The sequence below is a fragment of the Streptomyces sp. NPDC001663 genome, assembly GCF_042893105.1.
Classification (GTDB): Bacteria; Actinomycetota; Actinomycetes; order Streptomycetales; family Streptomycetaceae; genus Streptomyces.
This window is the reverse complement of sequence record NZ_JBIAUR010000001.1, coordinates 1,267,718-1,287,788: the sequence shown is the minus strand read 5'-3', so window position 1 is coordinate 1,287,788 and position 20,071 is coordinate 1,267,718. Positions and strand designations below refer to the sequence as shown.

Below are 20,071 nucleotides of genomic sequence, written 5' to 3'. Positions count from 1 at the left end.
TCGGCCGCCCACCGTTGACGACATGATCCTCGTGACGGGTGCCACGGGCACCATCGGCAGTGAAGTCGTACGACAGCTTGCGGCGCGCGGCGAGAAGGTCCGCGCCTTGAGCCGGGAGCCCGCGCAGGCACGGGTGCCGTCCGGAGTGGAGGCCGTGCCGGGTCACCACCGCGACCGGGCCTCGGTCGAGGCCGCGATGGCGGGTGCTGAGGCCGCCTTCCTGGTGGGTGTGTTCGGGCCGGACGACGCCGAGCACGACCGCGGCCTTGTGGAGGCGGCGAAAGCGGCGGGCGTACGGCGGATCGTGAAGCTCTCCGCGATCGGCACCGGCGACCCCCGTCTGGGCGTGTTCGGGACCTGGCATCTGCCCGGCGAGGAAGCCGTGCGGGCGAGTGGTCTGGAGTGGACGGTCCTGCGCCCGTCCGCCTTCGGCTCCAACACCCTGAGCTGGGTCACGGCGGTCCGCGAGGGCACGCCCGCGCCGAACATGATGGGCGACGGCCGGCAGGGGGTCGTGGACCCGAGGGATGTGGCGGAGATCGCCGTCGCAGCGCTGCTCGACCCACGGCACGCGGGGCGCACGTACACCCTGACCGGCCCCGAGACGCTCAGCGCCCATGAGCAGGCCGCCGTCCTCGGCGAGGTCCTCGGCCGCCCGGTGCCGCTCCACGACCTCTCACCGGAGGATCGCCGTCAGCAGCTGCTCGCGTCCGGCCTGAGCGAGACCTACGCGGACGGCCTCATGATCACCGCCCGGTTCATCCACGGGGGCGGCAACGACGTCGTCACCGAGGACGTGCCGGAGGTGCTGGGGCGGCCGGCGCGGACGTACCGGCAGTGGGCCGAGGACCACCGGGACGCCTTCGCACCGGCCGGCTGAGACCTGGCGGCGGCCGTCAGTCCCGTATCGGCTCGGTACGGGTCCTGAGCACGGCCGCCGCAAGGACCAGCGCTCCCGCCGCGACCAGTGCCGCCACCCGGAACGCCAGCTGATACCCCTCCGCCGTGGCCGGCACCAGCTGCGCACCCCGGCCGAGCAGCCCCTCGGTGTGGCTCGCCGCCAGCGTCGACAATGCGGCGAGGCCCAGCGAACCCCCCACCACCTGCGTGGTGTTGAACAACCCGGACGCCAGCCCCGCGTCCTCCTCCCGCGCCCCGGACATGGCGAGCCCGGTCAGCGGGGGCATCGCGGCCGCGAACCCGGCGGCCAGCAGGAGCATCGCAGGCAGCACGTCGGTGACGTACGAGCCGTGCACGGGAGCCCGGCTCAGCAGCGCCATCCCGCCGGTGATCAGCACCAGCCCGGCGAGCAGCACGCGGTACGCCCCGAAGCGGCCGATCGCCCGCGCCGACAGGCCCATCATCAGGACGCCGATCGCGACGGGAGCGGGCAGGAAGGCGAAGCCCGTGGCCAACTCGCCGAAGCCCAGGACACGTTGGATGTAGAGCGCCCCGATGAACTGGAAGCCGTACATCGTCGCGATCATCAGGATCTGCACGGTGTTCGCCCCGGTCAGCAGCCGGGAGCGCAGCAGCGTCGGCCGCAGCAGCGGGTGGGCGGTCCGCGCCTGGCGGACGGCGAACGCCGCGAAGAGGGCGAGGGCGAGCGCGGCCAGGAGCAGCGTCGCAGCGGGGCCGCGGTCGCCGGAGCCGACGATGACGTACACCGTGAGCATCAGCGCGGCGGTGACCAGCGCCGCGCCCGGGTAGTCGGCCCCGCTGCCGAGTCCGGCGCCGCGCTCCGGGGCCAGCACCCGGACCGCCGCCAGCCAGGCGACGATGCCGATCGGCAGGTTGATCAGGAAGATCCAGTGCCAGCTCAGGGCCTCGGTGAGGGCCCCGCCGAGGAACGTGCCCAGCGTCGCGCCCACCGAGCCGACCGCACTGAACACGGCGATGGCGCGCGCCTGTTCGCGCGGCTCGGGGAAGAGTGCCACCAGCATGCCGAGCACCACCGCCGAGGCCATCGCACCGCCGACGCCCTGCACGGCCCGTGCGGCGATCAGCAGGCCCTGGCTGTTGGCCGTCCCGCACAGCACGGACGCCACGGTGAAGACGGCGAGCCCGGCCGTGAACATCCGTTTGCGGCCCAGCAGGTCGCCCAGCCGCCCGATCAGCAGGAGCAGCCCGCCGAACGGGATCAGGTAGGCGTTGACCACCCAGGCCAGTCCGGCCGGGCTGAAGCCGAGGTCGCTCTGGATGGCGGGCATCGCCACGGTGACGATGGAGCCGTCCAGAATCGTCATCAGTGCCCCCGCGCACAGCACGACGAGGGACGCCCAGCGGGAGTACGTTCGATGAGCCGTTCGCGTCGGTGACTCGGTGAGGGCCGTCATGGCGGCATGGCCTCCGTAATCTCCATAGGAACCATAGGTGCACGACTTGTAACGGAGTACATCGTGAGTGACCATGGAGAGCGGCGTAAGGAGGCAGTCCGATGTCCCAGAGGAACACCGGTGTTACCGCGCAGGTCGTGAACGCGCACGCGTGCCCGGTCCGCGAAGTTCTTGACAGGGTCTCCGGGAAGTGGAGCGTGCAGATCCTGGTCGCCGCCGCCCACGGACCCATCCGCTTCACCGAGTTGGAACGCAGCATCGAGGGCATCAGCCGCCGCATGCTGACCCTCACCCTGCGCAACCTGGAGCGCGACGGCCTCGTCATCCGCACCGTCCACCCGACTGTCCCGCCGAAGGTGGAGTACGAACTGACGCCGGTGGCCCGCGAGTTGCACGAGACGCTGCAGCGCCTGACCGACTGGGCCGAGCGCAACCGCGTCTACATCGCCGAGTCCCGTGCGGCCTACGACACCGAGCACCAGCCGGAGTTGACCGACGCGTAGGGCGCCCCGGAGAAGGGCGCCCGTGGGGTCAGAGGCCGAACAGCTGCGGCTCGTCCGTCAGCGCCCGGAAGTAGCCGCGCGGGTCGGTCACCAGCCTGCGCTCCGTGAGGTCCATCAGCCCGCCGACCGACGCGACCTCGGCGGAGACCGTGCCGTCCGTCTTCCGTATGGTCTGCACGACCCGGAACGTCTTGCCCTCGCCCCACTCGAAGGCGCACGTCACCTCGACCTCGTCGGCCGCGCGCAGTTCCCGCACATAGCGGATGTTCGTCTCCAGGACCACCGGTCCGACCCCCTTGGCGAGCAGCTCGGCGGGGCCCACTCCGGCGGCCTGGAGTATGCACCAGCGGGCGTGTTCCGCGTACTGCAGATACACGCTCTGGTTGAGGTGGCCGAGGGCGTCGGTCTCGTATCCGCGGACGGTCACCGGGACGGAAAACGGCTCGCTCACTGCGTTCCCTTCTCGTGCTGGACTCTCGTGCCGGATGCAACGACCCCCGATCTTGGCATGCCCATCACGTCCGGCGCGGGGAGGCCAGCAGATACCGCGTACCTGTGCGCGGCTCCGCGTACTCGCCCACCTGCCAGCCCGCCCGCTCCAGCGTCAGCGAGCAGGCCCGCCGTCCCTCGGCGGTCGGCTCGTGCACGGCGACGGCCTCCGGCTGCGGGGTCGCGCGCACCCGGTAGCCGTCCGACGGGTCGGGCCCGGCGGGGCGGTGGCCGGCCGCCTCCAGGGCGAGCGCGGCGGCCTGCACCAGATGCGTGCGCTCCCATCCGCACGGGCGGTCCGTCGCCCCGTCCGGATTCGTCATCCGGCGCAGCTCCAGCAGCCCCTGCCAGGCACTGTGCACCTCGCGGGTGCGGGCGGGGCCGTCGCCCGCGGCCTCCTCCTCACCGCCGACGCGCGCGGTGAACACACCGCCGGCGGCGGGTCGTTCGGGCTCGGGAGGCGTCCCCGGCTCCGGCTCGACGGCCTCCCGTATGCGATGCCCGGCCGGAGTCAGGAAGTGGTCGTGCGGCGGCCGCGGATGCCGAAAGGCGAGCCCCCGCTTCACCAGCGCCGCGAGCTGTGTATCCGTACCCCGCAGGCGCCCGGTGACGGGATCGGCGTCGTCGATGACACGCCGCTGCGCGGCGGTCGGCGGTCGTGTCACGGCGTACTCCTCCCGTCGTCGAGCCCCTCTCCCACCTGCTTCGAAGGCTACGACGAGGGTCTGACAACCGGCCTCGACCCGTGAGGTCACACCCCGGGCCGCACATTCCACCCGGCGATCACATGCCGCCCGTGCTCCGTCCCCAGCCGGCACAGCGTCCCGGTCGCCAGCTGGAACAGCGCCCCGCCCGACGCCGGCAGCCCGAGCCGCCGCGCGGTCAGGACCCGTAGGAAATGACCGTGTGCCACCAGCACCACGCACCCCTCGGTGTTCGCGTGTGCCGCGTCGACCTTGGCGAGCATCCGGTCCGCGCGCTCCCCGACCTGCTCCGGAGTCTCGCCGGGGTGTTCCGGCGGCCCGGGTGCGACCCCGTCCGTGAACAGGAACCAGCCCGGCCGGGTGCGCTGGATCTCGACGGTCGTGATGCCCTCGTAGCCGCCGTAGTCCCACTCCCGCAGATCCACGTCGACCCGCACCTCGTGCAGCCCGATCAGCTCCGCGGTCTCCCGCGCCCGCTGCGACGGGCTGACGAACGCGGCCCCGATCCGGTGCGACCGGATCAGCGGCACCAGCCCCCGCGCCTCCTCCCGGCCGCGCTCGGTCAGCGGAACGTCGGTCCACCCGGTGTGCCGCCCGGACCGCGACCACTCGGTCTCACCGTGCCGGACGAGAAAGAGATCACCCATGACTCCAGGCTAGGAGTCCAGGCCCGCCCGCGCCCGGTGTCGCTACTGCCGATATCCGCTCAGGAACCGTCCGATCCGTCCGATCGCGGCCTCCAGGTCGTCCGCGTGGGGGAGGGTGAGGATGCGGAAGTGGTCGGGGGTGGGCCAGTTGAAGCCCGTGCCCTGGACCACCTGGATCTTCTCCCGGAGCAGCAGGTCCAGGACGAACTTCTCGTCGTCGTGGATCTTGTGCACCTTGGGGTCGATGCGCGGGAACGCGTACAGCGCGCCCTTCGGCTTCACGCAGGACACCCCGGGGATCTCGTTCAGCTTCTCCCAGGCCACATTGCGCTGCTCGTACAGCCGGCCGCCCGGCGTGGTCAGGTCGCGGATCGACTGGCGGCCGCCGAGCGCGGCCTGGATGGCGTACTGGGCGGGCGCGTTGGCGCACAGCCGCATGGAGGCCAGCATGGTCAGGCCCTCCAGGTAGTTCTTCGCGTGCTGCTTCGGGCCGGTCACGACCAGCCAGCCCGAGCGGAAGCCCGCCACCCGGTACGTCTTGGACAGGCCGCAGAAGGTGAGGACGACCAGGTCGGGGGCGAGGGCCGCGGCGGAGTGGTGGACCGCGTCGTCGTACAGGATCTGGTCGTAGATCTCGTCGGCGAAGACCATCAGGCCGTGGCGGCGGGCGAGGTCGAGGATGCCCTCGACGATCTCCTTGGGGTAGACCGCGCCGGTGGGGTTGTTCGGGTTGATGATGACCACGGCCTTGGTGCGGTCCGTGATCTTCGAGGCCATGTCGGCCAGGTCCGGGTACCAGTCGGCCTGTTCGTCGCAGAGGTAGTGAACGGCCTTGCCCCCGGCGAGAGTCGTCACCGCCGTCCACAGGGGGAAGTCCGGGGCGGGGATGAGGATTTCGTCGCCGTCCTCGATCAGCGCCTGTACGGCCATCGAGACCAGTTCGGACACGCCGTTGCCGAGGAAGACGTCGTCGACGTCGACCTCCAGACCGAGCGTCTGGTAGCGCTGGGCGACCGCACGGCGGGCGGAGAGGATGCCGCGCGAGTCGGTGTAGCCGTGCGCCTGCGGGAGCATCCGGATCATGTCCTGGAGGATCTCCTCCGGCGCCTCGAAGCCGAACACCGCCGGGTTGCCGGTGTTCAGGCGCAGCACGCTGTGGCCCGCCTCCTCCAGTGCGTTGGCGTGCTCGATCACCGGGCCGCGGATCTCGTAACAGACCTCGCTGAGCTTGCTCGACTGCCGGAACTCCATGCTCGCTCGCCCCTCCGCTTTCGTGTGTTGCTTGGTTTTACCAAGTTCGAGCTTGGAAAGTCCAACAACTTGTCTAGACTGCGTCGCATGTCACGACGCCGAAGCTACGACCAGTACTGTTCCGCCGCCCGCGCCCTCGACCTCGTCGGCGACCGCTGGACCCTGCTGATCGTCCGCGAGCTGCTGGCCGGTCCCCGCCGCTACACGGACCTGCACGCGGACCTGCCGGGCGTGAGCACGGACGTGCTCGCCTCGCGGCTGAAGGACATGGAGCGGGACGGGCTGAGCACCCGGCGCCGGCTGCCGCCGCCGGGTGCGGCGTATGTGTACGAACTGACGGCACGCGGGCGGGAGTTGCTGCCCGTGCTGCAGGCGCTGAGCGTGTGGGGACAGGCCGAGCTGGGCGAGCGGCGGCCCACGGACGCCTTGCGGGCGCACTGGTTCGCGCTGCCGCTGCTGCGTTCTCTGGAGGGTTCCGAGGGGGAGGGGCTCGTCGAAGTGCGGCTGGACGAAGGGGACTTCCATCTGTACGTCGGTGCGGAGGACGGGCCCGTGTACGGCGACGGACCCGCTCCCCGCGAACCCGACGCCCGCCTCGTCCTGGACGCCGACACCTGTACGGCCGTCAGCCGTGGGGAGTTGACCCTGTCCGACGGGGTGCGGGGCGGGCGTATCGAGGTGAGCGGAGAGGGCACTTTGGCCAAAGCCCTCCTGGAGGCATGAAAAAGGTCCGCCGCACCCGGGCGCGGCGGACCTTTTGACGTACCGTCAGGCTCCCGGCGGCACCCGCGACGGCCGTCCGGTCCCGCGCGTCAGCGTGTAGCCGCCGATCCCGGCGAGCGCGGCCAGCATCGCGCCCACCGCGGTCCACACCCAGCGGTCCGACCACCAGCCGGACGTCCAGCCGCCGTCGGGCTCCAGGCCGGCGAGCACCGCCTCCTTGGTCGAATCCTCTTCCTGCGACTGCGCCATGACGCCGATGCCCGGCACCAGCGGCTTCGCCAGCGAGCCGTCCACCGCCGCCGAGCCGCCGATGTCCTTGGAGTCGACCCGGACCGAGGTGCTCACCGGCTGGCCGAGGTCGGCCGCCGTCAGGTTCACCACGGTCAGCCGGATGTAGTACGTGCCCGGCAGCGGGTCGTTCGCCCACTGCTCCGACCAGGCGCGCACGGTACGCAGCGTGCAGGCCAGGTCGACCGAGGCCGTGCCCGGGGCCGCGGTGCGCGTCTGCGCCCCGTACTGGCAGGCCTGGCGGCGCCGCAGACCGTCGTAGACGTCGATCTGCCAGGTCTGCGAGCCGTGCGTCTCGGGCAGTTTCACCGTCGCCTCGACGGTGGGCCGCTGCCCGGCGTCCGCGGGGAAGGACCAGTACAGGTAGTCGCCCGTGGAGCCGCTCGCCGTGGCCTGCTGCCCCTGCTCGATCTCGGTCGCCGTACGGAACGACGTACCGGCCGAGGTCGGCGCGCTGTCGTCCGAGGAGGCAGAGGGCGAGGGCGAGGAGTCGGCGACGGCCGGGGAGACGGCCAGCCCGAACAGCAGCGCCGCCGCGCCCAACACACGTGTGATCCGCATCAGTTGGTCCTCCAGACCGCGATCCGCCAGCGCGACACCCAGCCCCAGAGCAGACCGGCGAGGAAGCCGACCAGCACCAGCGCGCCGAGCAGCCACCAGCCGCGCCCGAGGCCGAAGGAGGCCACGTCGCTCGAGTGCGAGGGACCGTCGACCACGTCCACGGTCAGCTCCAGCGGCAGACCCGGCGTGGTCTTCACACCGGAGGACGCCGAGAAGGAGTTGGTGACCTGGAGGCAGACGGTTTCCGGGGCCGGCTTGTCGCTGTCGTCGTCGTCCCGTTCGGGCTTGGCGTAGCGCAGCCCGGTGGAGGCGACGTCCGTACGCCCGTTGCCCGCGGCCTCCCCGCGGACGATCTCACGGCCGTGCACGGTGACGGCCCGCAGCAGCGTCCCGTAGTCGGGGTTGACGGACCGGTCGGCCGCCACGCTCACCGAGGCGCGCAGTTCCTGACCCGCCATGACCTCCACGCGGTACCAGCGTGCCTGCCCGAACTCCTCGCGGTCCGTGTACAGACCGGACTTCAGCGTCGGGGCGTCCGTGCACTGCGCGGCGCCCTCGGTGGCCACCGGCGTCACCACCGGATCGGCCGCCCGGTCCACCAACTGGTTGACCTTGTCGGTGAGTTCGTCGGTGTGCTCGACCGAGGTGTAGGTGCCGCCGGTCGCCTCGGCGATGCAGCTGAGCTGCTTGCGCATCTTGGTGTTCGGGACCAGACCGAGCGTGTCGATCGTCATCCCGATGCCCTTGGCGGCGATCTCGCGGGCCACCTCGCACGGGTCGAGCGGGGCGCAGGTGTCCTCGCCGTCGCTGATCAGCACGATCCGCTTGGAGCCGTCGCCGCCCTCCAGGTCGTCGGCCGCCTTCAGCAGGGCGGGGCCGATCGGCGTCCAGCCGGTGGGCGAGAGGGTCGCCACCGCGGTCTTCGCCTCGGTGCGGTCCAGCGTGCTGACCGGATAGAGCTGCGCGGTGTCCTTGCAGCCCGTCTTCTGGTCGTTGCCCGCGTAGTTGGCACCGAGTGTACGGATGCCGAGCTGGACCTCCTCGGGCGTCGCGTCGAGGACCTCGTTGAACGCCTGCTTCGCGGCCGCCATCCGGGTGCCGCCGTCGATGTCCCGGGTCCGCATGGAACCGCTGACGTCGAGCACGAGATCGACCTTCGGGGTGGCCTCGCCCGTGGGTTCGCCGGCGCTCGCCGCGACCGGGAACGCGAGCCCGGCCGCCAGGGCGGCGAGCAGGGCGCACACTCCTGCCGCCAGCCGTTGTGTTCTGATCATCGGCGGATCTTATTGATCAGATGCGCCGGGCTCCAAAACGAACCGTCAGTCCAAGAGGTTGGGCAGCTCCGCCCACTGGTCCCCGGGCGTCCCCGGCGACATCCGCATCAACGTCAACGCCTTTGTGGGCAGCGGTCCTTCGCGCAGCGAGACCAGATCGGGGGTGCGCGGCAGATCCCGTACGGCCGTCTCCAGCGCCCCTCGCAGTGCCGTCGCCGAACCCGCCGTACCCGCAAGGGCGCCCGCGACCAGCGACCCGAACAGCTTGCGCCGCAGCGTCGTTTCGTCGTCCGTGACGATCCGTCCGGACAGTTCCGGCACCGGGATGCCGTGCCGGGACAGCCGGGCCGGGCTGACGCGGATGTCGGCGAGGTCGCGGTAGACCAGCCGCAGCGGGGCACCCGTCCGCGACAGGACGACGAGGAGGTTCTGGCCGTGCGCCTCGAGGGCCACACCCAGTTCCAGCAGGCGCAGGCCGACGGTGAGGGTGAGGCGGGTGAAGTCGGCGAGCCAGGCAGGGGATTCGGGCAGCGAGGTGGTGGCGAGTGCGGCCACCGGCACGACCCGCTCGCCGCTGTCGGTGGCCGCGTACGTCTGCGGCGACTCCCGCAGTACGGCGGCGAGGTCCGGCGAGTCGGCCGTGGCCGCACCCAGCGTGCGCGTGACGTGCAACAGGCCGTCCGAGCGTGCGGCCAGCGACTCCGCGAAGGCCGACAGTGTCGCCGACAGCCCGATCGAGTAGACCGAGATGTCCCGCACCGAGGACGTCAGCCGAGCGCTCAGCGCGGTCTTGACGTGCGGCCCGCCGGGGACGGCGAGCGTGCGCAGGGACATCAGCGGATGCGCGCCGAACCCCTCCTCGCACGTCCGCTTGAGCACATGCGCCGCCTGCCAGGGATGCACCGGCAGCAACAGCCGTTCCCCGTCCCGCAGTTCGTCCGGCCACGCCCCCGTCACCAGGCACTCCTCCGCCCGCACCGGCAGCGTCCCCAGCGTCACCACCGGCCGGTGCTCGGGCCCGTAGGCGAGCTGCTCGGCCACCGAGAAGCCGGGTCGGGAACGGCAGCCCGGGTGGTACGGATGCCCGTCGACCACCCGCTGCTCCCACTCCCAGTCGGCCGCGGGCCACCCGTTCGGACGGCTCTCCTGTCCGGCCCGCGACAGCGCCAACGACGCGACGCTGTGCCCGAGTTCGGCCGCGAAGTCGACGCAGTGCGGTACGGCGAGGTCGGTCATCAGCCGCGCCGGATGGTCGTACGCCACGCCGTCGAGGCGTACGACGGTGACGTAGCCGGCGGTGGCGTAGGGGTCCGGCGTCGGCCCCTGCAGCCGGCGGCCGTCCCGCAGCCGCAGGGCGAGCCCCTCCCGGCCCGGCTCCCGGCCGCTGATCCACGGCAGTGGCTCATGGGCGAGCGCCCGCCACAGCCGGGTCAGCACGGCCGCCCGGGCACCGGGCAGCTCGGCCGCGTACCGCTCCAGAAGTCCGGGGCGTACGGCGGCGAGCTCGTCGGCGACCTCGGCCTCCGCGGGGTGGGGACGGTGCACGGGCGGGCTCCTCGGGTACGAGTAGGGCGTCACGCACAGGAGGTGACGGCATACATACTGATCGTCTCCGCCCGAACGGACCTCAGGGAACGAGTGGATCGCGTGGTTCTCATCCCCCCGCATGCCGGTGCCGACGCCGCCGTCCGCGCCGACGAGTACGCGGCCGCGCCGCTTCTCAACTGTCTGCTGCGCGAGGTGGCGGAGCCACTCGGGCAGAGCGGAGCGCGCCGGACCTACCGGCTGCCCGGCGTCGACCGGCTGCTGCGGGTGCGCGGCGAACGGCGGCCCGCCGAGCCCGAGGTGTATGCGGCAGGCCAGTGGCATCACATCGGCCACACCGAACTCGTCAAGCTCGTCTCCGAGGAACTGCGGCGCCACACCGGCCTGTCCAACCACGAGCTGCCGGCCGAGATGATCGACAGCCGGGACGCGGTGGCCGCGCTGCTCACCGCGCGCGCCCGGGCGACGGCGCCCGAGGACCCGTATCTGCGCTCCGAGCAGTCCCTGATCACCGGCCACCCCTACCACCCGGCCCCCAAGGCGCGCGGCGGCGGCCCGGTCGCCGGCTGGCTGCCGTACGCCCCCGAGGCGCACGCCCGCTTCCCGCTGGTGCTGCTCGGCGTGCGCGAGGACACGGTCGTCGAGGAGGGCGACACCTCCGCGCTCGACGCCTTCGGCGAGGCCCCGCCCGGCTACCGGCTGCTGCCCGCCCACCCCTGGCAGCTGGGGCTGGTCGACCTCCGGGAGGCCTTCGCGGACGGGCGGCTCGTACGGATCGGCACGACCGCCTTGGACGCCTGGCCGACGGCCGCGATCCGCACGCTGTACGCCTCCGAGCGCGACCTCTTCCTGAAGTTCAGCCTCGACGTCCGCATCACCAATGACATCCGCCGGCTGTGGCGCCACGACCTGCTGAAACTCCGCCGGACGGACTCGGCGGTCACATCGGCCTTCGCCGCCTTGCCGGGCCCGGCCGCCTGGCTGAGCGACCGCGGCTACCGGACCGCCGACTTCGCCTTCGAGGAACTCGCCGTCCTCGTCCGCGACGGACTCCACGACCACCTGCTGCCCGGCGCGACCCCACTGCTCGCCGCGGGCCTGGTGGAAGGCTTCGACGGCTCCCCGCTCGACGACGCCGCCGACCCGGCGGCCTGGTGGGAGGCGTACCTGAAGGCGGTCGTACCCCCGGCCCTCGCGGCCTTCGCCGACCACGGCGTCGTACTGGAGGCGCACCTGCAGAACACGCTGGTCGCGGTCGATGCCGACGGCCTGCCCGTGCAGGCGCTGTTCCGGGACGTGGAGGGCGTGAAGCTGCTGCCGGACGTGTCCCGGGAGGCCGGCTGGGAGCGGCTGGTGTACTGCCTGGTCGTCAACCACCTCACCGAGATCGCCGCAGCCCTCGCCGAACGCCGGCCCGGCCTCGACCCCTGGCCCGCGGCCCGCCGCGAACTCTCCCGCCACGACCTCCCCGAGATTGCCGCCCTGCTCACCGCGCCGACCCTCCCCGGCAAGACCAACCTCCTCCTGCGCTGGACCGGCGCGGACGGCGCGGACGCCCGCTACCTGCCGCTGCCGAACCCCCTGGCGGACTGACCGGCTGACATACCCTGGCGGGTGTGCTGCGCGATGTGACTGCTGTTCGATACGTGACCCCGCTGCGGTCCGGCGGCTCCGTGCCCGGAGTCGTCGAGGCCGACGACCTGGGCACCTACGTCGTGAAGTTCACCGGCTCCGCGCAGGGCCGCAAGGCGCTGGTCGCCGAGGTGATCGTCGGCGAACTGGCCCGCGCGCTCGGCCTGCGCTTCCCCGAACTGGTCCTGGTCCACTTCGACCCGGCGATCGCCGACAGCGAGCCGCACCAGGAGGTACGGGACCTCCACGCCGCCAGCCACGGCCTCAACCTCGGCATGGACTATCTGCCGGGCGCCAAGGACTTCACCCCGGAGGTGGCGAAGAGCTTCCCGGTGGACCCGCTGGAGGCGGGCCGGATCGTCTGGCTCGACGCGCTGACGGCGAACGTCGACCGCACGGTCCACAGCTCGAACCTGATGGTCTGGCCGACGCTCGGCATCGCACCCCCGCGCCTGTGGCTCATCGACCACGGCGCGGCCCTCGTCTTCCACCACCGCTGGGACGGCTCCGACCCCGCGAAGGCCTACGACTTCCGGCACCACGCCCTCGGCCACTACGCGCCGGACGTGCGCGCCGCCGACGCCGAACTGGCGCCCAAGGTCACGCAGGAACTGTTGCGCGAGATCGTGGCGGAGGTCCCCGACGCCTGGCTGACCGGCGAGGAGGACTTCGCGACGCCCGACGAGGCCCGGGAGGCGTACGTCGACCACCTCCACGCGCGCGTGCAGACCTCCGCGGCCTGGCTGCCCACCGACTTCCCCACCCGGGAGGAACTCGCCGCCGAGGAGGCCCTCCGGGCGGCGCGCACACAGGAAGGCCGGCCGAAGTGGCTGAAGCGGGTCCCCGACCTGCACGGCAAGCCGGCCGCGGAACAGGATTGGTCGGTGCACCTCGGATGACGGAGGCTTCAGTGGGTGAGCGGCGGGTCGAGATCGAGTACTGCACCCAGTGCCGCTGGCTGCCCCGCGCGGCCTGGCTCGCGCAGGAACTGCTCACCACCTTCGAGGCGGAGCTGTCCGAACTGGCACTGAAGCCGGGCAAGGGCGGGATCTTCGTCGTCCGGGTCGACGACGAGGTGGTCTGGGACCGCAAGGAACAGGGCTTCCCGGAGCCCACGGCCGTCAAGCAGGCCGTACGCGACCGAGTGGCCCCGGGGAAGTCCCTGGGCCACTCGGACAAGTGAACTGCCGTTGGGTGATCAGCCCTTGAGCTGCTCGTACGCCGGCAGCGTCAGGAAGTCCGCGTAGTTGTCGTCGAGGGAGACCTGGAGCAGCAGGTCGTGCGCCTGCTGCCAGTGGCCGGCCGCGAAGGCCTCCTCGCCGATCTCCTGGCGGATGTTGGAGAGTTCCTCGGCGGCGACCTTGCGGGCCAGCTCCGGGGTGGCGAGTTCACCGTTCTCGAACTCGACGCCCGCGTTGATCCACTGCCAGATCTGCGAGCGGGAGATCTCCGCGGTGGCCGCGTCCTCCATGAGGTTGAAGATGGCCACCGCACCGAGACCGCGCAGCCAGGCCTCGATGTAACGGATGCCGACCTGGACGGCGTTGATCAGGCCGTTGTACGTCGGCTTGGCGTCCAGGGAGTCGACGGCGATCAGGTCGGCGGCCTCGACGTGCACGTCCTCGCGCAGCCGGTCCTTCTGGTTGGGCTTGTCGCCGAGGACCTTGTCGAAGGACTCCATGGCGATCGGCACCAGGTCGGGGTGGGCCACCCAGGAGCCGTCGAAACCGTCGCCGGCCTCACGGTCCTTGTCGGCGCGGACCTTCTCGAAGGCGACCTTGTTGACCTCGGCGTCCCGGCGGGACGGGATGAACGCCGCCATGCCGCCGATCGCGTGCGCACCGCGCTTGTGGCAGGTGCGGACGAGGAGTTCGGTGTACGCCCGCATGAACGGGGCCGTCATCGTGACCGCGTTGCGGTCCGGCAGGACGAACTTGGCGCCGCCGTCACGGAAGTTCTTGACGATGGAGAACAGGTAGTCCCAGCGGCCGGCGTTCAACCCCGAGGCGTGGTCGCGGAGTTCGTAGAGGATCTCCTCCATCTCGTACGCCGCCGTGATCGTCTCGATCAGGACGGTGGCGCGGATGGTGCCCTGCGGGATGCCGACGTACTCCTGAGCGAAGACGAACACCTCGTTCCACAGGCGCGCTTCGAGGTGCGACTCCGTCTTCGGGAGGTAGAAGTACGGGCCCTTGCCGAGGTCGAGCAGCCGCTGGGCGTTGTGGAAGAAGTAGAGGCCGAAGTCGACGAATGCGCCGGGGACTTGGGAACCGTCGGCATCGACCAGATGCCGCTCGTTGAGGTGCCAGCCGCGCGGCCGCATGACGACCGTGGCGAGCTCGTCGTTCGGGCGCAGGGCGTACGACTTGCCCGACTTCTCGTCCGTGAAGTCGATGTTGCGGGTGTACGCGTCGGCCAGGTTGACCTGACCGAGGACCACGTTCTCCCACGTGGGCGCGGAGGCGTCCTCGAAGTCCGCGAGCCAGATCTTGGCGCCCGAGTTGAGGGCGTTGATGGTCATCTTGCGGTCGGTGGGGCCGGTGATCTCGACGCGCCGGTCGTTCAGGGCGGCGGGGGAGGGGGCCACCTTCCAGGAGTCGTCCGCGCGGACCGCGGCGGTCTCCGGGAGGAAGTCGAGGGTGGAGGTGCGGGCGATCTCGGCGCGGCGCTCGGCGCGGCGGGCGAGGAGTTCGTCACGGCGCGGCGTGAACCGCCGGTGCAGCTCGGCCACGAAGGCCAGTGCCGCGTCGGTGAGGACCTCCTCCTGCCGGGGCAGGGGCTCGGCGTCGACGATGGCCAGCGGGGACGGCGCTGGTGCGGACATGAGCTGTCACTTCCTTCAGCGGTGGCACCGGGTGCCAGTCGAACCGGGTACGGCGAGGGACGCCCTGGGAGGGGTAGGGCGCTTCTGAACAGTGGATACTAGTTTCCTCATTGTGGAAGTTCAATAGTTTGTTGATGTCGAGATTCTCCGGGTCGAGGCAAGGTGGCGCTGAGTGCCACCCCGCTCACTCAAGGTGGACCAGGTCGGCCTCCGTGTCGATGTCGTACGGCTGTGCCACATCCCCGCACTCGACGAGCGTGATCGCCGTCGCATGCGCCTTGAGGTAGGCGCGGGCCCCGCGATCGCCGGTCGCGCTCTCGGCGATTGCGGCCCAGTGGGCGGCGCCGAAGAGGACGGGATGCCCGCGCACACCGTCGTAGGCGGCCGACACGAGCGACGTCTCGTCCCGGTACGCGGCCAGCACGCGCCGGACCGCCTCCGGCCCGATTCCCGGCTGGTCGACGAGCGAGACGAGCGCGGCCCGGGGCCCCGTCCCGGCGAGCGAGTCCAGCCCCGCCCGCAACGAGGTCCCCATGCCCCGCTCCCACTCGGGGTTCTCCACGAGCACACACCCCTCCAGCTCCGCCCGCTCCCGCACGTCGGCTGCGCGCGCCCCCAGGACCACATGGACGCGGGTGCAGCCGGCCGCGCGCAGCACGCCGACCGCGTACTCGACGAGCGGCCTGCCGCGGTGTTCCAGCAGGGCCTTGGGCCGACCCCCGAGCCGGCGCCCGCCGCCCGCGGCAAGCAGCAGCCCGGCGACGCGGTCCGGGTCCTCGATGTCTCCGTTGTCCGTCATGCGTCCTGCATACCTGACGCCCGGGCGAGTGCCCGGTTTCAAGGGGCTGAATTTCGGTCCGCGGAGTGGCGCACCCGGCATCGGGTGGCGTTTACTGACCCGCGTCCCCCGGCGCCCGACCAACGCCACGGGGGTGCGTTGCGGGAGCACGAGCGGGATCATGGAGTGAGTGCGCACAACGATGTGCGAGGGGGGAGAGCTGTGTTGCGGAGCTTGGGGCAGAGGCGGCCAGTGACCGGCAGCGACGAGGACCCGAGAGTGGCGGAACTGCGGACCGCGGTGTCCCGGCTGCGCCGCGAACTCGCCGCGCACCCCGCCGAGTTCCCCGACCGCGGCATCGCCGAGGACGAGCTCGCCGCCCTGGCCGCGATGACGATCGACGGCGCCCCCGAGATCCCGCGTCTGCGCCGCTCGCTGCTGCTGATCGCCGGCGCGATCGGATCGGTGAGCGCACTGTCCCGCGGACTGTCGGAGGTGCGCAGCGCGGTGGACCTCTTCGGGGAGCCGCCGCGCCGCTGAATCGTGGCCGGGGCCGGTGGCAGGGGGCGTACTCAGATCTCGACGACCAGCTCGTAGCCGCTGCTCTGCATGTCGTCGCACAGGACGTACGCGGCGTCGAAGCGCTCCTTGAACTCGGGTGAGCCCTGCCAGGCGCGCATCGAGTGGAGGTCCTGCCAGGCGGCGAAGGAGACGAAGGCGTTCGGGTTCCTGAGATCCCGGATCAGCCGGGCTCCGAGGAACCCCTCGTTCGCCTCCTTGGTCCAGGTCAGGAACTCCCGCCAGCGCTCGACGAACTCGTCGGCGTTCCCCTCTTTGACCTGCCACCTCCCCGAGGACCAGTGCTTGTTCTCCTGCAGCGTGGTGGCCACCTCGTTCCGCTGACGGTCCCCTGCCTTCAGGCTAGGCGCCGAGCACCGGGAGTGCTTCTCTAAGCCGCCGGCCCCGAGCTCGCCAGCGCCTCCGACAGCTCCACCGCCACCTGCTGCAGCACCGGGACGATCTTCTCCGTCGCCGCCTCGGTGACACGGCCCGCGGGGCCGGAGATCGAAATGGCCGCGGCGGTCGGGGAGTTGGGGACCGAGACCGCGAGGCAGCGGACTCCTATCTCCTGCTCGTTGTCGTCGACGGCGTAACCGGCGCGGCGCACGTCCTCCAGGGCGGCCAGGAAGCCGTCCGCCGTGGTGATCGTCTTCTCCGTCGCGGCCGGCATGCCCGTGCGGGAGAGAAGGGCGCGCACCTCGTCGTCGGGGACGTTCGCGAGCAGCGCCTTGCCCACGCCCGTGGAGTGCGGCAGGACCCGCCGGCCGACCTCGGTGAACATGCGCATCGAGTGCTTCGACGGCACCTGCGCCACGTACACGATCTCGTCGCCGTCGAGCAGCGCCATGTTCGCCGTCTCGCCGGTCTCCTCGACCAGGCGGGCGAGGTAGGGGCGCGCCCAGGTCCCGAGCAGCCGGGAGGCCGACTCGCCGAGGCGGATCAGCCGCGGGCCGAGCGCATACCGGCGGTTCGACTGCTGACGGACGTAACCGCAGGCCACGAGCGTGCGCATCAGCCGGTGGATGGTGGGCAGCGGCAGTCCGCTGCTCGCGGAGAGCTCGCTCAGACCGACCTCGCCGCCCGCGTCCGCCATCCGCTCGAGCAGGTCGAAGGCGCGCTCGAGGGACTGGACCCCACCGCTGGCGGACTTGGCGGAGTCGGTGGTGCTGGCGCTGGACGTCGGCACGGCGCGTTCCTTTCGGGACTGGCGGAAGGGCAGAAGCCTACCCGGCAGTCGGTTGACTCCCTGGTTGTGCGTAGCTACGTTCTGCTTGCCGGAATTCTAATTCCGCGTTGTGGAAACGTCCAGAGTGGGGGCGCAAGGAGCACCCTGGAGAAGTGTGCCCTTGACGGCGCGGAAGCGGGAGTGAAGACTCCTTCAACAGAACGTTGAATTCCGTTACGTGGAAGTAAATTGCGGCGGCTGAGAGGGGTCCGGGTGTCCGACGTAGAACTGGTGCTGCGCTCGACGCGCGTCATCACACCCGAGGGGACGCGTCCCGCCACGGTCGCGGTCGCGGGCGGAAAGATCACGGCCGTCCTCCCCTACGAGATCGACGTACCGTCGGGCGCCCGCCTGGAGGACTTCGGCGACGACGTCCTGCTGCCCGGCCTGGTCGACACCCATGTGCACGTCAACGACCCGGGCCGCACCGAGTGGGAGGGCTTCTGGACCGCCACGCGCGCGGCGGCGGCCGGCGGCATCACCACCCTCGTCGACATGCCGCTCAACTCCCTCCCGCCGACGACGACGGTCGACAACCTCCGTACGAAGAAGGACGTCGCTGCCGACAAGGCGCACATCGACGTCGGTTTCTGGGGCGGCGCCCTGCCCGACAACGTCAAGGACCTGCGCCCGCTGCACGAGGCCGGTGTCTTCGGCTTCAAGGCGTTCCTGTCGCCGTCGGGCGTGGACGAGTTCCCGCACCTGGACCAGGACCGACTCGCCCAGTCCCTGGCCGAGATCGCCTCCTTCGGCGGCCTGCTGATCGTGCACGCCGAGGACCCGCACCACCTCGAGGCGGCCCCGCAGCACGGCGGCCCCAAGTACGCCGACTTCCTGGCCTCCCGCCCCAGGGACGCCGAGGACACGGCGATCGCCCAGCTCATCGCGCAGGCGAAGCGCCTCGACGCGCGCGTGCACGTACTGCACCTCTCCTCGTCCGACGCGCTGCCGCTGATCGCGCAGGCCAAGGCGGAGGGCGTCCGGCTCACCGTCGAGACCTGCCCGCACTACCTCACCCTGACCGCAGAGGAAGTCCCGGACGGGGCCAGCGAGTTCAAGTGCTGTCCGCCCATCCGTGAGTCCGCCAACCAGGACCTGCTGTGGCAGGCGCTGGCCGACGGCACCGTCGACTGCATCGTCACCGACCACTCCCCGTCGACGGCCGACCTGAAGACGGACGACTTCGCCACCGCCTGGGGCGGCATCTCCGGCCTTCAGCTGAGCCTGGCGGCGGTCTGGACCGAGGCGCGCAGGCGGGGCCACGGCCTGGAGGACGTCGTCCGCTGGATGTCGTCCCGGACGGCCCGACTCGTGGGCCTGGACGCGCACAAGGGCGCCATCGAGGCCGGCCGTGACGCCGACTTCGCGGTGCTCGCACCCGACGAGACGTTCACCGTCGACCCGGCGGCACTCCAGCACCGCAACCGTGTGACGGCGTACGCCGGCAAGACCCTGTACGGCGTCGTGAAGTCCACCTGGCTGCGCGGCGAACGCATCGTGGCGGACGGCGAGTTCACCGAGCCGAAGGGCCAACTCCTCACGCGCACCCCCTGAATTCACCGCACCCGCACGCGGCCGACTCCCGAAAGGCAGACCTGATCACCGTGACGGCGATACAGAGTTTCACCGGCGACGCAAACCCCTACGGAGGCGGTGACCCGTACGCCGACTACCGCACCGCCGACTTCCCCTTCACCCAGTACGCCAACCTCGCCGACCGGCAGCTCGGCGCCGGTGTCATCGCCGCCAACGACGAGTTCTTCGCCCAGCGCGAGAACCTCCTCGTGCCCGAGCCCGCCGAGTTCGACCCCGAGCACTTCGGGCACAAGGGCAAGATCATGGACGGCTGGGAGACGCGGCGCCGGCGCGGGGCCTCCGCCGAGCACCCCTGGCCGACCGCCGAGGACCACGACTGGGCGCTGGTCCGCCTCGGCGCGCCCGGCGTGATCCGCGGGATCGTCGTCGACACGGCCCACTTCCGTGGCAACTACCCGCAGGCCGTATCGGTCGAGGGCACGTCGGTGCCGGGCTCCCCCTCGCCCGAGGAACTCCTCGGCGACGACGTGAAGTGGACGACCCTGGTCCCGCGCACGCCGGTCGGCGGCCACGCGGCGAATGGTTTCTCCATATCCGTCGAACAGCGCTTCACACACCTGCGCGTCAACCAGCACCCCGACGGCGGCATCGCACGCCTGCGGGTGTACGGCGAGGTCGTCCCGGACCCGAAGTGGCTGGAGGTCCTCGGCACCTTCGACGTGGTCGCCCTGGAGAACGGCGGCCAGGCCGAGGACGCCTCCAACCTCTTCTACTCCCCGGCGACCAACACCATCCAGCCGGGCCGCTCCCGCAAGATGGACGACGGCTGGGAGACCCGCCGCCGCCGCGACCAGGGCAACGACTGGATCCGCTACCGCCTCGCGGCCCAGTCCCAGATCCGCGCGCTCGAGATCGACACGGCGTACCTGAAGGGCAACAGCGCGGGCTGGGCGTCGGTATCCGTGAAGGACGGCGAGACCGGCGACTGGCACGAGATTCTCCCGCGCACCCGCCTCCAGCCCGACACCAACCACCGCTTCGTGCTCCCGGCCCCGGCCGTCGGCACGCACGCGCGCGTGGACATCTTCCCGGACGGCGGCATCTCGCGACTGCGGCTGTACGGCTCGCTGACGGAGCAAGGGGCGTCGGAGCTGGCGGCCCGGCATCAGGAGCTGGGCGGCTGACTCACGCGCG

The 20,071-nt window shown here is 71.5% G+C and carries 21 protein-coding genes; 9 read left to right on the top strand and 12 right to left on the bottom strand.

Translation table 11 applies throughout. The features are described 5' to 3' along the window. The first annotated feature begins 22 nt into the window (after window positions 1–22). Entirely contained in the window at window positions 23–880 is an 858-nt protein-coding gene (locus tag ACFY1L_RS06105; protein ID WP_388818756.1) for an NAD(P)H-binding protein, read from the top strand. A gap of 16 nt (window positions 881–896) precedes the next feature. Here ACFY1L_RS06105 and ACFY1L_RS06100 read toward each other — a convergent pair whose 3' ends face one another. Beyond that, the gene (locus tag ACFY1L_RS06100) at window positions 897–2,336 is read right to left on the bottom strand and encodes an MFS transporter (RefSeq protein WP_388818753.1); all 1,440 of its coding nucleotides are present in this window, start codon (window positions 2,334–2,336) and stop codon (window positions 897–899) included. Between the two features lie 101 nt (window positions 2,337–2,437). Here ACFY1L_RS06100 and ACFY1L_RS06095 point away from each other — a divergent pair, with 101 nt between their 5' ends. Beyond that, window positions 2,438–2,839 (top strand): helix-turn-helix domain-containing protein, encoded by a 402-nt coding sequence (locus tag ACFY1L_RS06095; protein WP_361264000.1) that lies wholly within the window; start codon window positions 2,438–2,440, stop codon window positions 2,837–2,839. 28 nt (window positions 2,840–2,867) lie between these two features. Here the strand turns inward: ACFY1L_RS06095 and ACFY1L_RS06090 are convergent, their stop codons facing one another. The 4 genes from ACFY1L_RS06090 to ACFY1L_RS06075 form a co-directional block, all read right to left on the bottom strand. Beyond that, window positions 2,868–3,290, bottom strand: a complete 423-nt coding sequence (locus ACFY1L_RS06090) for an acyl-CoA thioesterase (RefSeq protein WP_388818750.1) — start codon at window positions 3,288–3,290, stop codon at window positions 2,868–2,870. Between the two features lie 64 nt (window positions 3,291–3,354). Continuing rightward, entirely contained in the window at window positions 3,355–3,993 is a 639-nt protein-coding gene (locus ACFY1L_RS06085; protein ID WP_388818747.1) for a hypothetical protein, read from the bottom strand. 86 nt (window positions 3,994–4,079) lie between these two features. After that, complete coding sequence (locus tag ACFY1L_RS06080; RefSeq protein ID WP_388818744.1) at window positions 4,080–4,679, bottom strand: histidine phosphatase family protein; 600 nt, start codon at window positions 4,677–4,679, stop codon at window positions 4,080–4,082. 42 nt (window positions 4,680–4,721) lie between these two features. After that, entirely contained in the window at window positions 4,722–5,930 is a 1,209-nt protein-coding gene (locus ACFY1L_RS06075) for a pyridoxal phosphate-dependent aminotransferase (RefSeq protein ID WP_388818741.1), read from the bottom strand. A gap of 87 nt (window positions 5,931–6,017) precedes the next feature. Here ACFY1L_RS06075 and ACFY1L_RS06070 point away from each other — a divergent pair, with 87 nt between their 5' ends. Then, the gene (locus ACFY1L_RS06070; protein WP_388818738.1) at window positions 6,018–6,653 is read left to right on the top strand and encodes a winged helix-turn-helix transcriptional regulator; all 636 of its coding nucleotides are present in this window, start codon (window positions 6,018–6,020) and stop codon (window positions 6,651–6,653) included. 45 nt (window positions 6,654–6,698) lie between these two features. On the opposite strand, the gene ACFY1L_RS06065 is transcribed toward ACFY1L_RS06070, so the two are convergent. From ACFY1L_RS06065 to ACFY1L_RS06055, 3 genes are read right to left on the bottom strand one after another with little or no spacing between them, the layout of a single operon-like run. Beyond that, on the bottom strand, window positions 6,699–7,502 hold the full coding sequence (locus ACFY1L_RS06065; protein ID WP_388818736.1) for a hypothetical protein: 804 nt from the start codon (window positions 7,500–7,502) through the stop codon (window positions 6,699–6,701). After that, window positions 7,502–8,776 (bottom strand): VWA domain-containing protein, encoded by a 1,275-nt coding sequence (locus ACFY1L_RS06060; protein ID WP_388818734.1) that lies wholly within the window; start codon window positions 8,774–8,776, stop codon window positions 7,502–7,504. Before ACFY1L_RS06060 ends, ACFY1L_RS06065 begins: the two co-directional genes overlap by 1 nt. A 45-nt stretch (window positions 8,777–8,821) precedes the next feature. Continuing rightward, window positions 8,822–10,321 (bottom strand): IucA/IucC family protein, encoded by a 1,500-nt coding sequence (locus tag ACFY1L_RS06055; RefSeq protein WP_388818731.1) that lies wholly within the window; start codon window positions 10,319–10,321, stop codon window positions 8,822–8,824. Between the two features lie 93 nt (window positions 10,322–10,414). Between ACFY1L_RS06055 and ACFY1L_RS06050 the strand changes: the two genes are divergently transcribed. The 3 genes from ACFY1L_RS06050 to ACFY1L_RS06040 are packed head-to-tail and all read left to right on the top strand — an operon-like array spanning window position 10,415 to window position 13,136. Next, complete coding sequence (locus ACFY1L_RS06050; RefSeq protein ID WP_388819006.1) at window positions 10,415–11,914, top strand: IucA/IucC family protein; 1,500 nt, start codon at window positions 10,415–10,417, stop codon at window positions 11,912–11,914. Between the two features lie 23 nt (window positions 11,915–11,937). After that, on the top strand, window positions 11,938–12,852 hold the full coding sequence (locus ACFY1L_RS06045) for a HipA family kinase (protein WP_351329154.1): 915 nt from the start codon (window positions 11,938–11,940) through the stop codon (window positions 12,850–12,852). Then, a complete protein-coding gene (locus tag ACFY1L_RS06040) occupies window positions 12,849–13,136 on the top strand; it encodes an Rdx family protein (RefSeq protein WP_351329152.1) in 288 nt (95 codons plus the stop codon). Before ACFY1L_RS06045 ends, ACFY1L_RS06040 begins: the two co-directional genes overlap by 4 nt. A 15-nt stretch (window positions 13,137–13,151) precedes the next feature. Here ACFY1L_RS06040 and aceB read toward each other — a convergent pair whose 3' ends face one another. Next, on the bottom strand, window positions 13,152–14,777 hold the full coding sequence (gene aceB, locus ACFY1L_RS06035; protein ID WP_388818728.1) for a malate synthase A: 1,626 nt from the start codon (window positions 14,775–14,777) through the stop codon (window positions 13,152–13,154). A 184-nt stretch (window positions 14,778–14,961) separates the two neighbouring features. Beyond that, window positions 14,962–15,576, bottom strand: a complete 615-nt coding sequence (locus ACFY1L_RS06030) for an NTP transferase domain-containing protein (protein WP_388818725.1) — start codon at window positions 15,574–15,576, stop codon at window positions 14,962–14,964. A 231-nt stretch (window positions 15,577–15,807) separates the two neighbouring features. On the opposite strand from ACFY1L_RS06030, the gene ACFY1L_RS06025 reads away from it, so the two are divergent. Then, the gene (locus ACFY1L_RS06025; protein WP_361263967.1) at window positions 15,808–16,095 is read left to right on the top strand and encodes a DUF5955 family protein; all 288 of its coding nucleotides are present in this window, start codon (window positions 15,808–15,810) and stop codon (window positions 16,093–16,095) included. A gap of 32 nt (window positions 16,096–16,127) precedes the next feature. Here ACFY1L_RS06025 and ACFY1L_RS06020 read toward each other — a convergent pair whose 3' ends face one another. Beyond that, window positions 16,128–16,445, bottom strand: coding sequence for an antibiotic biosynthesis monooxygenase family protein (locus ACFY1L_RS06020; protein WP_388818721.1), 318 nt, complete (start codon window positions 16,443–16,445; stop codon window positions 16,128–16,130). A gap of 59 nt (window positions 16,446–16,504) precedes the next feature. Continuing rightward, entirely contained in the window at window positions 16,505–17,302 is a 798-nt protein-coding gene (locus ACFY1L_RS06015; protein WP_388818719.1) for an IclR family transcriptional regulator, read from the bottom strand. A 252-nt stretch (window positions 17,303–17,554) separates the two neighbouring features. Here ACFY1L_RS06015 and allB point away from each other — a divergent pair, with 252 nt between their 5' ends. After that, window positions 17,555–18,895 carry an allantoinase AllB gene (gene allB, locus ACFY1L_RS06010; protein ID WP_388818716.1) on the top strand — a complete coding sequence of 447 codons (1,341 nt, stop codon included), beginning with the start codon at window positions 17,555–17,557 and terminating at the stop codon, window positions 18,893–18,895. 50 nt (window positions 18,896–18,945) lie between these two features. After that, window positions 18,946–20,061 carry an allantoicase gene (gene alc / locus ACFY1L_RS06005; protein ID WP_388818714.1) on the top strand — a complete coding sequence of 372 codons (1,116 nt, stop codon included), beginning with the start codon at window positions 18,946–18,948 and terminating at the stop codon, window positions 20,059–20,061. The last annotated feature ends 10 nt before the right edge of the window (window positions 20,062–20,071 follow it).

Coding starts and splice junctions, on each gene's coding strand:
- ACFY1L_RS06030 (WP_388818725.1), bottom strand. CDS start 15,576: ATGACGGACAACGGAGACATCGAGGACCCGGACCGCGTCGCCGGGCTG.
- ACFY1L_RS06080 (WP_388818744.1), bottom strand. CDS start 4,679: ATGGGTGATCTCTTTCTCGTCCGGCACGGTGAGACCGAGTGGTCGCGG.
- ACFY1L_RS06070 (WP_388818738.1), top strand. CDS start 6,018: ATGTCACGACGCCGAAGCTACGACCAGTACTGTTCCGCCGCCCGCGCC.
- ACFY1L_RS06040 (WP_351329152.1), top strand. CDS start 12,849: ATGACGGAGGCTTCAGTGGGTGAGCGGCGGGTCGAGATCGAGTACTGC.
- ACFY1L_RS06075 (WP_388818741.1), bottom strand. CDS start 5,930: ATGGAGTTCCGGCAGTCGAGCAAGCTCAGCGAGGTCTGTTACGAGATC.
- ACFY1L_RS06100 (WP_388818753.1), bottom strand. CDS start 2,336: ATGACGGCCCTCACCGAGTCACCGACGCGAACGGCTCATCGAACGTAC.
- ACFY1L_RS06105 (WP_388818756.1), top strand. CDS start 23: ATGATCCTCGTGACGGGTGCCACGGGCACCATCGGCAGTGAAGTCGTA.
- ACFY1L_RS06060 (WP_388818734.1), bottom strand. CDS start 8,776: ATGATCAGAACACAACGGCTGGCGGCAGGAGTGTGCGCCCTGCTCGCC.
- aceB (WP_388818728.1), bottom strand. CDS start 14,777: ATGTCCGCACCAGCGCCGTCCCCGCTGGCCATCGTCGACGCCGAGCCC.
- ACFY1L_RS06065 (WP_388818736.1), bottom strand. CDS start 7,502: ATGCGGATCACACGTGTGTTGGGCGCGGCGGCGCTGCTGTTCGGGCTG.
- ACFY1L_RS06095 (WP_361264000.1), top strand. CDS start 2,438: ATGTCCCAGAGGAACACCGGTGTTACCGCGCAGGTCGTGAACGCGCAC.